Origin of the sequence: Singulisphaera photorubra (assembly GCF_045290345.1) — a bacterium.
In the GTDB taxonomy this organism is placed as follows: Bacteria; Planctomycetota; Planctomycetia; order Isosphaerales; family Isosphaeraceae; genus Singulisphaera.
The window spans coordinates 2,679,424-2,690,816 of the sequence record NZ_CP155447.1; the positions used below are offsets into that span (position 1 = coordinate 2,679,424).

19 protein-coding genes are annotated in these 11,393 nt (G+C 63.3%); 1 reads left to right on the plus strand and 18 read right to left on the minus strand.

From position 1 onward, the window contains the following. Positions 1-30: 30 nt before the first annotated feature. The 18 genes from V5E97_RS10345 to V5E97_RS10430 all read right to left on the minus strand — a co-directional run bounded on the left by V5E97_RS10345 (position 31) and on the right by V5E97_RS10430 (position 10,671). Positions 31-1,461: a phage portal protein gene (locus V5E97_RS10345; RefSeq protein WP_406699246.1), complete on the minus strand. Its 1,431-nt coding sequence runs from the start codon at positions 1,459-1,461 to the stop codon at positions 31-33. After that, positions 1,449-1,700 carry a hypothetical protein gene (locus tag V5E97_RS10350; RefSeq protein WP_406699247.1) on the minus strand — a complete coding sequence of 84 codons (252 nt, stop codon included), beginning with the start codon at positions 1,698-1,700 and terminating at the stop codon, positions 1,449-1,451. The genes V5E97_RS10345 and V5E97_RS10350 overlap by 13 nt, the downstream gene beginning before the upstream one ends. Beyond that, positions 1,694-3,085: a phage terminase large subunit gene (locus V5E97_RS10355; protein ID WP_406699248.1), complete on the minus strand. Its 1,392-nt coding sequence runs from the start codon at positions 3,083-3,085 to the stop codon at positions 1,694-1,696. Before V5E97_RS10355 ends, V5E97_RS10350 begins: the two co-directional genes overlap by 7 nt. Positions 3,086-3,204: 119 nt before the next feature. Beyond that, positions 3,205-3,726 carry a phBC6A51 family helix-turn-helix protein gene (locus V5E97_RS10360; RefSeq protein WP_406699249.1) on the minus strand — a complete coding sequence of 174 codons (522 nt, stop codon included), beginning with the start codon at positions 3,724-3,726 and terminating at the stop codon, positions 3,205-3,207. 55 nt (positions 3,727-3,781) lie between these two features. After that, positions 3,782-3,970, minus strand: a complete 189-nt coding sequence (locus V5E97_RS10365; RefSeq protein ID WP_406699250.1) for a hypothetical protein — start codon at positions 3,968-3,970, stop codon at positions 3,782-3,784. Continuing rightward, on the minus strand, positions 3,967-4,206 hold the full coding sequence (locus tag V5E97_RS10370; protein WP_406699251.1) for a hypothetical protein: 240 nt from the start codon (positions 4,204-4,206) through the stop codon (positions 3,967-3,969). The genes V5E97_RS10365 and V5E97_RS10370 overlap by 4 nt, the downstream gene beginning before the upstream one ends. 44 nt (positions 4,207-4,250) lie before the next feature. Continuing rightward, complete coding sequence (locus V5E97_RS10375; RefSeq protein ID WP_406699252.1) at positions 4,251-4,388, minus strand: hypothetical protein; 138 nt, start codon at positions 4,386-4,388, stop codon at positions 4,251-4,253. Next, positions 4,385-4,543: a hypothetical protein gene (locus V5E97_RS10380; RefSeq protein WP_406699253.1), complete on the minus strand. Its 159-nt coding sequence runs from the start codon at positions 4,541-4,543 to the stop codon at positions 4,385-4,387. Before V5E97_RS10380 ends, V5E97_RS10375 begins: the two co-directional genes overlap by 4 nt. A gap of 26 nt (positions 4,544-4,569) precedes the next feature. Then, positions 4,570-4,728, minus strand: a complete 159-nt coding sequence (locus V5E97_RS10385) for a hypothetical protein (protein ID WP_406699254.1) — start codon at positions 4,726-4,728, stop codon at positions 4,570-4,572. A gap of 4 nt (positions 4,729-4,732) precedes the next feature. Then, positions 4,733-4,957 (minus strand): hypothetical protein, encoded by a 225-nt coding sequence (locus tag V5E97_RS10390; RefSeq protein WP_406699255.1) that lies wholly within the window; start codon positions 4,955-4,957, stop codon positions 4,733-4,735. Further along, positions 4,954-5,172, minus strand: a complete 219-nt coding sequence (locus V5E97_RS10395; protein ID WP_406699256.1) for a hypothetical protein — start codon at positions 5,170-5,172, stop codon at positions 4,954-4,956. The genes V5E97_RS10390 and V5E97_RS10395 overlap by 4 nt, the downstream gene beginning before the upstream one ends. Beyond that, positions 5,169-5,609, minus strand: coding sequence for a hypothetical protein (locus V5E97_RS10400; RefSeq protein ID WP_406699257.1), 441 nt, complete (start codon positions 5,607-5,609; stop codon positions 5,169-5,171). Before V5E97_RS10400 ends, V5E97_RS10395 begins: the two co-directional genes overlap by 4 nt. A 53-nt stretch (positions 5,610-5,662) precedes the next feature. Beyond that, entirely contained in the window at positions 5,663-6,547 is an 885-nt protein-coding gene (locus tag V5E97_RS10405) for a hypothetical protein (protein ID WP_406699258.1), read from the minus strand. After that, positions 6,544-7,095 carry a hypothetical protein gene (locus V5E97_RS10410; RefSeq protein ID WP_406699259.1) on the minus strand — a complete coding sequence of 184 codons (552 nt, stop codon included), beginning with the start codon at positions 7,093-7,095 and terminating at the stop codon, positions 6,544-6,546. Before V5E97_RS10410 ends, V5E97_RS10405 begins: the two co-directional genes overlap by 4 nt. 227 nt (positions 7,096-7,322) lie before the next feature. Further along, entirely contained in the window at positions 7,323-7,556 is a 234-nt protein-coding gene (locus tag V5E97_RS10415; protein ID WP_406699260.1) for a hypothetical protein, read from the minus strand. Between the two features lie 326 nt (positions 7,557-7,882). Continuing rightward, positions 7,883-8,356 (minus strand): hypothetical protein, encoded by a 474-nt coding sequence (locus tag V5E97_RS10420; protein ID WP_406699261.1) that lies wholly within the window; start codon positions 8,354-8,356, stop codon positions 7,883-7,885. Continuing rightward, entirely contained in the window at positions 8,343-8,618 is a 276-nt protein-coding gene (locus V5E97_RS10425; RefSeq protein ID WP_406699262.1) for a hypothetical protein, read from the minus strand. Before V5E97_RS10425 ends, V5E97_RS10420 begins: the two co-directional genes overlap by 14 nt. Before the next feature lie 700 nt (positions 8,619-9,318). Further along, positions 9,319-10,671 (minus strand): glycosyltransferase, encoded by a 1,353-nt coding sequence (locus tag V5E97_RS10430; RefSeq protein ID WP_406699263.1) that lies wholly within the window; start codon positions 10,669-10,671, stop codon positions 9,319-9,321. 389 nt (positions 10,672-11,060) lie between these two features. Between V5E97_RS10430 and V5E97_RS10435 the strand changes: the two genes are divergently transcribed. Beyond that, positions 11,061-11,342, plus strand: coding sequence for a hypothetical protein (locus tag V5E97_RS10435; protein WP_406699264.1), 282 nt, complete (start codon positions 11,061-11,063; stop codon positions 11,340-11,342). Positions 11,343-11,393 lie beyond the last annotated feature (51 nt).

Genomic DNA, 11,393 nt, shown 5'->3' on the forward strand with positions numbered 1-11,393 from the left:
TTGGGAGTCATTTCCAGGCCCCTTTGGGATTCACCCCAGCGGTTTTTTTCGCTTCCGACCCGACTTCTTCCGACGTCTTCGCCTGGGCTGAATTTCGGTTTCGTCGGGTGGGTTGTGATCTCTGGCGGCCGAGGAGAGCGGCTGGAGTGTCTTCGGAATGAACGACGTATCGCCGTCGTCCACCGCGTCATAGCCAGCTTCGGTCAAGGCGACGTTGAGGGGTAAGCCCATGGCGAAGTATTTGGCGTGCAGGTCAGCCTCGGCCAGTTTGTCTTCCGCCACGCAGCTGTCGAAGGCCCAGAACAGCTTGTGCCAGTTCCGTTTGCCGCTCCTGTCGAGCGAGTGCGTCCATCGGGTGAGGGTTGAGGCGATCGTTTTGCAACGCGGGTCGACCGCATTCCGGGCGTGCTGCTCCATGCCTTCCCTGGCCACGGCCATGTTGCTCGACTCGTTTGTGACCATCGAGACCGGGACACCAAAGCAGCCGCAGGTGCGTTCCAGGTCGTACTTGCTGATCGCGACTGCGCCGAGATCGGCCGGAGCCCACGAGACCGGCGTGACCGCCACGGCTCCATCCACCACGAACGCGGCCCCTGATCGGCCGCCTCGCCCCTTCCGATCCATATCCTCCTCGAGCCGTTTTCGTTCGGCCGCGCCGAAGCTCCCTTTCGGGTCCTTGTGAGACACGATCACCGAGGGACGCGGGCCGTTGCTCAGCAGGTCGTCCTGGATCGACACGAACGTGTCTTCGAGCCGAGCGTATTCGATCGCGGCCTGGGTGGGAGACATTCCGAGGCCGTACGGATTCTTCATCGAAAGATGCTTGAAGATGAGAAGATCTTCCGGCCTGTATTGGATCGAGCCGAAGTGGTACCCGCTTGGCACGAGTCCTCCGTTTTCCATGGCCGGAGAGACCAGGTGAGGAGGGAGCGGCCAGAACTCACGAGGGCAACCGAGGTTGAACTCGGTCGGCCACCAGAAGCCCGTCCCGACGACATCCATGCTCATCACGGTGTAGTGGATGAGCTGCGATTGATCCATCGCCGGATTGACGTTCTGGATCAACTGGAGCAGGGGGAAGTCGCCCGTGATTTCTTCAACTTCCTCCGCGCCTGCCATGGCCTTGGCGGTGTGAGTGAGCGACTTGAGCCGGAGCCGGACTCCCTGGGAAACTCTCGTGGCGTCGCACCGAGTCGCCCGATCGCCGCGAGACTGGGAGATCCGGTACAGCCGGAGCGGGACTCGCGAGACGGCGTCGGAGTTGAGCCGAACGCAGGTGAAAATGAGCGACTTGTACGCCTCCGCCAACGCGGGGAGCGAGGGGGCGCGGCGAAACCGGAACGCATCGGAGAAGGCCGGGCCGCCGCCCCATCCGTAGGAGGTTCCGACGGAGGGCTGCGCCTTCTCGATCGAGCGCTCAACGCGGAGCCATTCAGACAGTTGACGGCTTAGGCGTGGCACGTGGGTATGGTCCCGATCGAGGTGGTCTGAAAGAGGGGCAAGCCGGACGCAAGCGGGGCGGCGATCAGGCCAAGCGACGCGTCCTCCCGGCTGACGATCCAGGACGCGGGCATGCAGAACAAAGGGACTCCGCCGCGGCTTCGAAGCAAGCCGGGGGGCGGCTGCCGATCGAGCAAACGGTCCTCGGCCGGTTCGTGAGTGCGTTTGACGGGCCGTCCGCCCGGAAAGGGGTTCACCATCGGCCTCCTTCGTTCCACCAGATCGGGTTGTTGATATCCATGTGCGTTCGGTGGGCCTCCTCGGCCTCGCGCTGCTCACGTTCCTCGCGAATGTGGTCCGGCTCGAACGCGGTGATCCCGCGATCGATGGCCATCGCCGCATAGCGAAGCGCGTCCATCGCGTGGTCGTTCAGTTTTTCAGGTGACTCCTTGTTGGCTTTGCCGTCAGGCGCTTTGGGCCACGAGTAGCTGTCGAACTCTTCGAGGATCGAGCAGGCCTTTTTCGCGTCACTGAGGGCGGGATCGCGTTCGACCAGGCAGTTGCGAAAGACGTAGAGTCGCGCCCGCCCGTCCCCTGCCTTTTTGAGCCGTTCTTGCACCCCCTCGATGCCAGGGTTCACCTCCTTACGAGCCGCGATCGTCGTGATCTCGTTTTCCCGGAGCGTGGCCCGGTCTTCCGCGTCGTGGTCGGCGACGCTGAACTCGTAGACTTCCCCTTTGGAGAGTTCGTTGATCTGTTTCGCGTGGACTTTCACCGTGCGCTTGGTGAAGTAAAGTTCGCGGTAGACGTACATCCGGCGGTCGTCGTCGATTGCGATCCAGAGGCAGACGAACGGGTTCGAGTAGCCGAAGTCAATCGCCCGGATCCGTCGCCACGAGGCGGGGATGACGAACGGGTCGATAATGTGGATCTGGCGATCCCACTCGTCGTACACCACCCCTTCGGCCTGGACCCACTTTCCGAAGCGGAGCCTTGGCTTTCGCGCTCCGGTGAGCCGGTCGAGCTTGCCGATATAGGTTCGGCCACTCTCCGTCCAGTCGTTCAAGTCTCGATCCCAGAGGGTCGGGTTGTCCTCGTGCCGCGACTCGAGGATCGCCGTCGCACCGCGATCGACCCTGCGCTTGAGCCAGTGGGTCGGGCGGTCGGGGTTTGTGTCGGCGATGAGCTGCTGGAACGGAACGACGCCATTCCGGAGTCGGGTCGTCAGGCTCTCCCAGTCGTCCTCAAAGAGTTCGATGGCTTCCTGGATGTAGATCAGGTCGTACTCGGTGGACATCACCTTGCCGGGCCGGTCCAGACCTCCGACGACGACGACGGACCCGTTCGGGTAAAGATAAGATTGGCGGTGGCTCCGGCGCGAACCCGTGACGATCGGCGATTGCGCCGGCAGGACTTTCTCTTCCCAGGTCACCAGTGCGGTTTCCGTCAGGCTCTCACGTGTCTTGCGGACGATCAGGCCTCGAGCGCCCGGCCATCGGAGGCAGACGGCATGCATTTTTTCGAGGCAGGCCCGCGACTTCCCCGTGCCCGCCGGTCCCGACAACAAGACTTCGTCGCGGTGGTCCGACCAGAGCGCCCGGGCCGCTCCGAAGGGTTCGTATGGTCGCTGATTGAAGGGAATCATGTAACGGCATGAATCAAAGTGAAATCTGGCTGCCGCGGAGTTCGGACGCGAACTCTGTACGCCACAGCCCAAGTCTTTTTCTCTTGCCGGCTCATGGCCGTGATTGGCGAGGATTGTGGTTAGAGGTCGTCGGGACCGACCGTCACATAAGCCTTGGTGAGTTGCCGGACCTCTTGCCTCTCGACCCACTGGCCGAGTTCCTGGGCCGCCTGTTTCTCGAGCTCGCGGAGCTCCTTGAGCAAGCGGGTATCGACGGCATAGATGTCGAGCAGTTTCGCCTTCTCACCCGCTCCGACCCCTTTGACATTGTGGAGGAGCAGGCCGGTGCTTCCTCCGGGAACGTCCGCCATTTTGGGGTCGGCGGCTCGTTCCTCCATGATGCGTTGGAGCCGGTCCCAGCGATCGTTGAGTGCCCGGATCCGACGTTCCCGACTGGCAAGACCACGCCGACGGACTTCCTGGCGGAACTCCTCGAGGTGGCTTTCGATCGTCGCGGTAAACTCGGGAATCTGTTTCCAGTTCCAGATGGTTTGCCGGCAGACGCCCGCCTGCGTTGCGATTTGAGCGTCCGTCAGGTTGCCCTCCGCGAGCAGGAGGGCGGCCGTTCGCCGTTCGTCGCTCCACTTGAACACAGCGATCACCGTTCTCAACAAAGAAAAAGAGGTCTTGATAGGCCGATCTGAGGAAAAAAGGAGGTCAGTTCCACTGCCCTTGCCGGGCCCGTTCGGACGTGATCCGGTACAACGCTCGAACCTCTTCATCCGTCAGCCGTCTCGACCTCCACGACCGTGGCGCCGGGCGGAGCAAGACCGCGGCCACGACGCCGGCGACCAGGCAAGGGGCGAGCAAGAGCAGGGTCAGGAGGCAATCGGTGGGACGGTTCACGTTGACTCCTTCCGGCGCTCGAGCTCGATGCGATGGAGTTCGTCCTTATGCCGTCGCGCCTGCCGATCATTGGCATAGCCGCGGATGGCGCCGATGAGTGAGGCGGCACCGATCAGGATCGGGGGGACGAGCTGCCAGCTTGGCCCGTGGCGATAGAGCAGGTCGCCGACCCACCAGGCGGAGGCCGCCACGTTGGTGGCAAAAATCGATGTTTGTGCGGGGATATCGTGCGACATCGTGTGTGTCGACTCCCAGATTCTCAAAGGTAGGCTGAGAAGGGTTATCGGGATCGGTCACGAAGCCAGCGGCTCACCCGGAACGTGTGTCCTACCACGAACTGACCCACAAGCCGGACGAGCAAGCAGGCCACGATCAAGGCCGCGGTGGCCGCGCAGAGGGGCGAGATTCCATTCGTCATGTGCGTGACGGACTCGGCGGATTAGGCAAGGGAAACGGAGCGGCTTCCTCGGCCGGAGGAGCGAGCGGTTTCATCTCGCCTTGTTGCAGTCGCGAGAGGGCGTCGAGGATTCCGGTGAATAGGGCGGCCGCCAGCGGCACGACGACATCGGTCAAGACGTCTGCTTGCTGGATGGTCGCGGCTAGGGACGCTCGGTGACCGCGCCCACGACCATGGCTTTCGTGAGGGCTCGAACGGTCTCTTGCTTGGAGATTTCACCGTGAACCGCGTTCGCAACCGGACCCAGGAACCGAATGACGTTCTTGGTGGCCACGACGATTGTTGACTTTACGGAGGGCATCGACTCACTCCCCCTTCGCATGCACCCGCTCGGGCCCGTAGCGGTAGAGCAGGTAGGTCGCCACGGCGATGGCGATACAGGTTCGCGGGTGATGGATCAGGCCCCACAAAATGAGCAGAGCCCCGACGAACTCGGCGGCCAGCACGAGCACGGTTCGGTGCAAGCCGGCGAACGCTTGCGCTCTTGCCAGAGACGCGGCGATCTGCTTGAGGATGACGTTAATGTTCATGGTTGTTCGAGTCCGCGAGGGTATCCGTGCCGGTTGATTTCCAGATCCGATCGCCGTGCGGGGTCGGACCCCGACCCCGGCGAAGGACGCTCGTCCTCCGCGGAATCGAGCTCAGCGATCAGGACCTCGAGCTCGACGACCGGGACCTGGCCCGTATCGCCGTGAAGGCGACTGAGCACGCGGAGGGCGGCGATGGTGCGATGGACGGCAGTCATCGAAGGCCAGCCTGTCGAGCCAGGGAAGGATGCACCGGGTGTCCCTTCGCCCTCGCATGCTCGGTCATCATTCCGACCAACTGCGAGACCGAAAGGCCGTCCAGGTACGAGAGGGCGCGATCGCAGCCGATCTGCGTCGCATAAGGGATGACCTTCACTCCCGCCGGGTAGACGGTTCGCACCGCCAGTCGTGAAACCAGGCCTCCCGACGCCGCGACAACCTGTTCTTTGTTCTCGGTGGCAAGCGTCTGGAGTGCCGGCGCGAACTTCGCCGCAATGCGCTCGGCGACCGGGGAGACGTCGATCGGCTCGGGACCCAGGGGAGGGTCGTGGCCTCGGTCGCGAGTCAGCCGCCAGACGCCGACGGCCATGCCGAGCCAGACGACGAGGGAGAGGAGGCCGAACAGGGTGAGCGCGTTGACAACGTAGGTTTTCATCGGGGAGACCACCTCCCGCACGGGGCCTTGTGGATTGGAGGCACGCTGGGCAATCAGATGAAATCCTTGGTGGTCCAAGCGGCGGGCAGCGGCCGGCGCTCGAAGCCGGGGAATTTCGCGAAGGTGAGCCAGTCTCGCTGACTGAGGATCGAGGCCATCGCAGTCTCATCGATCCAGAACGAGAAATTCGGCTGGTCGTCGGTGAGCGGCCCGTCGGGAACATTCGGGCCCCAGCTCTGGCAGAGCAGATACTCGCGCCGACCGTTGCGGCGTCGACGTCCGGTGCAACATTGCTCATGGCCCCAGCGTCCCGACTGCTGGCAGCAGCCGTTGGCGTCACGGCGCATCGTGAAGCCCTGCGAGAACCCCCCAGCCGACGGGTATCCATTGGCGAGCGAGGCGTCGAGCTCCTCGAGGGTCGTGATGAGTGCGGCCGAGCCGACCTTGAACGGAGCGGCGGCCGTCTTCATCTCGGCCGGGACCCCCCGTGCGCCCCACTGCTTGGCCCGGTTGCCGTCATATGGGCCGATCAGCTTGCGGGGGATCGCCCCGACGTCGACCAGGGCCTTGGCGACGGCCGTGCCGTAGCAGCCGTCACCACCGCCGAGCATGCCGGCGATCTCGCGGCCGACCCCGTAGATGAACTCGGTGCAGGTCTCCAGATAGGTGATCGGCTCCTTGCCGATCGTGATCTCGACGCACTGGAGCAGGTCGACGGCGTGGCCGCTTCCGAACGAGGTGCAATCTCCGATCTGTTGGGCCACATAGGCGGGATAGTCGCCGAGCGCCTCTTTCCAGGCCCGATAGAGGTAGACGTTCTCGTCGGCCCCCATCAGTCGCGGGGCGACCTGGGACAGCGGCGGCGCGAATGTCGCGGCCATCGGGTGTCGGGCGGGGTCGTCAACCCAGCCACAGAGACTTTGCGGGTCGAAGGTCATTGAGCCTCCCTCAGCCCTTGGGCGAAGCCTCGGAACAGGTCGACCACGGCGTTTCGCGTGGTCACGTCCTTGATCTCCTGGCCATCGGGGACGAGTTCGTGGATCGCCTGGCTCGCGTGGTCGTCGAACGCCTTGGCTCGCGAGGCGTGAAAGGTTGTCTTGATGAGTGCGTCTCCTTCGCCAAGCGATTTTCCGGCCTTGATGGCGTCGGCCCCCGCCTCAAACCCGTCGGCCAGGGCGTGGGCCAACTTGGGGACGAACGTCCGGCCGAGTTTCAGGGCGTTGACACTCGGCGCTGGTGCGACTTCGCGCGGCCCCAGCTTCCAGACCACCAGCCCCGCCGTCAGCGCGGCCGAGATCAGGGCGATCCCGGCAAATTCGAGAACCTTGTGGAAGACGGGAGAGGCGGGAGGAAGGGAGACCTGGCTGACTTGAGGCGGAGTCCTGGACCTGGCCTTCGCCGTGGGTTCGGTGTCGAGGCTGTCGAGAAAGTTGATCTCGTCGTTGTTGTGGTCGTTGTCGTTAATGTTGTTGATGTCGTTGCTCATGACGCGGCCTTGGGTGCCTGGATGATCCGGGGCTTGGTGCGGACGAGCCTGCCGTTGTCGTTCGTGTAAACCTGCTTGGAAGACACGTCGAACACCGCCTCCCCGGCGCAATCGCTTCGCCGGTTTCCGGGTTGAGCAAGTCGGCGAGCGCCGCCTTCCCTGCCTCGTCGGCGGCATGGACCGTCTCGAACTTCTGCGGGAGGGTCTGACCCACGTTCGGCTCCTTGCTAGTCGTTGGGGTACGGATACGGGTGTCCGAGAAAGGGCTTCGTCACCGTCTCGATCTGGTCGCCGACTCGCTTGATGACCGGGGGATGGTCGGGCGTGGTGGCGAACTCGATCCCTTCGGGCATCGCCGAGAACAAGGCGGCCCGGGCGGCGTCGTGCCTGGCCTGCGCGGCGATCAGCTCGGATGCGGAGGCGGTGTAGGCTTCGTAGAGGGGCAGGAGCGGTTCGGGCATTCCTACTTGTTCCTTTTGATGAGTATGGTGCGATTGAATGAGCCGCGGATTGGCGATGAGGGAACTCCCACGCCGGGTCGTCGAAGCCGAGCGGCACACCGAGTCGCCCGCCCTTGGGCGCTCGTGGAAAGGCTGCCGACCCTGACGTGGGAGGACCGCGCCGAGGAGGGGGGCGCGGTGCGATACGTGGAGCGGTTCCTCTCGGACCGGCTGCGATCGAGAGCGAACTCGGGCTCTGGTCGTGATTCGTGGTGGTGGAGGAAGTGGAGAGGGAAGAGGGCCCCGACGACGCTTTCTTCGAGACGCCGTCGGGTGTCGGTCATTGGTCAGTTGGCGTTGGCGACGGACTTCTTGGGCCGTCCCTTGGCGTCGAACTCGATCGACCAATCGGGTTCCTGGCCGATCGCGATCAACCAGTCGCGCCCGGCCTTGGAGCGGTTGGCGACCTCGGGGTTTCGCGAGTCGATGCCGCTCTGGCTATAGCCCATCCAGAGCCTCCGCCGCTGGGCTTCGGTCAGGATGGGGGACGACTTGCGGAGCCGTTCGAGGTCGAGCCTCGCGTTCCGCTCGGCGCTCGCCCGCTCGGTTCGCATCCGCTGGCCGAGACGGGCCGCGCGAACCTGTGATTCCCGCTTGGGGCTCATCGAGTCGCAGCGGGCGCAGTAGCTTGCATCATCGCCTGGGCGAATTCCGTTCTTGCAGACCGGGCACTGAGCCGGCTTCAGGGCATCCCAGGGGCGGCACCCCATCAGGATGAGGTCGGGCTCGGGGAGATAAGGCTCTGGTTTAACCTGCGACATGAGCAAGTAGCCTCTCCTGGTCTTTCAGGGCTTCCTTGATGCCGTTTCGGACCGCCTTGGGCGTCACGGCCCAGAGGGCCGCGAGGTCGTTCGCGGTGTACTGGCGAATCCGGTTTTGGCCGGGATCGAACAGGCCGGTCGTCGTTGCGTGCAGCCAAAGGGCGTTGCGCCGCTTGCGGCCGTGAACGTTGGTCAATCGAGGTGCGCGGCGAGGGCAGGGGGTAGCGAAGACGCCGTCTCCCGCCGCGGTTTGGAACATCATCGTCGTGCGCCCTCACCCTCAAGGCTCAAATTCATCACATTTGACTGTGTCTTGATCGATGCCTCACTTTCTATGAGCTTGATCCGGGAAGCCGTCGTGGTGTTGGCTGCGTAACCCGTTTGTGGCCAAAGGAATAAAAAATCTTGGGAAGGGAACTGGCCGTGGGCATTGATGCGAATCCTCCCGAAAAAAGTCGAAAATCTCCTGGGCTCTCTTCTAAAATAATACGGTTCATGCGTGCACTATGGTAGTGGGATCAAGGTGTTCGACATGTCGGAGGTTTTGCACCCGACGTTTGTTTGAGGCGGGTTTGGTTTGGGGGCCGGATTGCGTGTGCGAGTGGGATCGCTCAGTGGTCGCCGGAGCGCCCGCATTTCATCCGTGGGGAGCGCGGGCACCTCGCCCGCGCTTCCTTTGAGATGCGAGCTACTGCAACCAACCCGTTGCGGAAATCGTACGAATCATCGGGGCTTTCGCTCTGCCGCGGATCGTTGAAAATAAGCAACGCCCAGCCATAGAGCGAGGAATCACCCTCGTTCCCTCGTGGGACCGTGGGAGCGAGTAGCGAGAGGCTTCCTGGCCCTGTATCGGGTCGTTGGAAATAAGGGGGGGGGAAGAGGTGAGTGCTGGGGGAGGGGATTGAAGCTCAAGTCGTTCGAGGAAGCCAACGGTGGCAGCGAGCGGCCCCAAACTTCATCAATCACGTTCTCGCGAGCGCTTCCAGTGCGGACATTTCCGATTCGTAAGCCCCGCGATTCCCTGCTCGGGCCGCCATGGCCACACAGCGGCGGCTCATGGCCTCATCTGCGAGCGCTTCATCAATGAGCCGACCGATCGATTCCGCCGTGGCCCGTCGGAAATCGCCGCGCAGCCCGAGGCCATGATAAACGACGCGGGCGGCGTTGCCAGGTTGGTCGAACCCGAGCGGGAACGCGATCATCGGAACGCCTTGGGAGGAACACTCCATCAGCGAATGTAAACCGCAGTGACTGATCATGATTCGGGCCCGTTTCAGCATCTGAAGTTGAGGGAAACGCTCCCGGACGAGGGCGCCAGGCGCGTTCACTTCGAGGGTTTCGTACTCAGAGGCGTTTCCGGTGGCCAGCGCAAGTTGGAGGTGTGGGCGGGCTCTGAGTGCGTCGAGCACGGCCTGGAAAAAGGCAACCCGGCGAGGCGCGGGCACGAACGAATGGAACAGGGTCCCCATCGCGCAATAGATCAGCGGTCGCGATGGGTCGATCTGCTCGGCCATGATCGTAGGCTCGGCCCGGCCTTCGTCAAAGCACCAGCCGAGCCAGTGGCTTCCGGCCCGAGGTTCGAAGTCGAACTCCAGTTCGCGGGGCGCGAGGAAGAATTCGGGGAGCGAGAGTTTTGGGGCGAGGAAGCAATCCCAGCGGACTGGCCAGCCGGCCTCGCCTTTTTCGGGAGCGAGTTTGCGCACGAGTCGAGGCAGATCTGCATCGAGGCCGAGTGCAATGTCAATGTGTCGGAATGTGTTTCGTCGGAGGAGGTATCGCGTCCAGGCCCAGCGAACCGCCCAACGGTTCCAAAAGCTGGGGCGTGGCACGAGCCCAACCGGCAACGGCGGTGACGCTGGACCACGAAACGAATGGAATAACGGTGTCACATAGGTGCAATTCAGGCCGCGACGCAACGCGATCAAGGGGATGACAACCAGTGTTGGGACGTCGGAGTAGACCAGGACAAGGTCGGGGTCGATCCGATCGAACGCACGGTCGATCTCGTTGTCCCGGGACTCCAGCATGGGGTTGAGGATCGACCGGTAAACGCGATTGAGCCGGCGCACCTCTCGAAATTTGGCAAACCACGAGAGCGTTGCAAGCAATCGCAACTCTGCGCTGAAGGAACCGGAACGGAACAGGTCCGCCAGCACGGGCATGAACTCGACTTCCTCGGCCCGGACCATCTCCTCGACGTCGGGCGTGCTGATGATCCAGACCTCGTGCCCACGCTGCCGGAGACGTTTCGCGAGCGCAATCGCATTCATGATCACGCTGGGCGTGGGGAAGACACAAATCGCGATAGTCGCCAAAACCTGACTCCTTGGCGCAGTTGGGCGTGTATACCTGGGAACGTTCTTTTACTCAAGCATACCAATCCGCACAAATCCTGTCTTCGTAAGCGGCCTCTGCCTTCCACGGCCGACGGCCCTTGGGGCTGCGCCGGATGACCAGAACAAACTGATTCGCCCGACCGAGTCGCTGAAGAAATCGAGGTCCGAGGGAATCCAGAAGGCTTTCCCTGCCGAACAATAAGAGTCGCCTGCCTCAAGTCGGGCCGTCGATTCGCCGAAAACTCCCCAAAGACGTCGGTTGACATGCGATCAGGTGATCGGGTAGACCTGGGCCGTGAGCCACGCCCTCTGGTAGGCGCGTGCCCTTGCACCGTTGGGTCTCCCGGCAGGAGCCAGGAACCATCCAGATGAGCACGACGAAGGACACCGTTATGATCCCAAGCTTGAGAGCCGAGCCGGAACTGGTCGCCGCGGTTGAGGAGTGGTCGCCGAGTGGGCAGGCGCGCCCAGCCGTGGCACTCGAGCCGCGCGTCGACGGCGTGCGGGTCAAGCTGACCTATCTGGGGGTGGAGAGTGGCGTGCTCTTCGCCTGGGGCGGCTGGGGCACGCGGAATTCGGTCCAGGCGACCCTGGACCGCCTCTACGACGTGCTCTCCTGGCGCGTGGTCAGCCCGCGACCCGGTAACTGAACCACGCGATGGAGTGCGTGGATCAATCCGAGTAGAATCCCCACCGGCCGG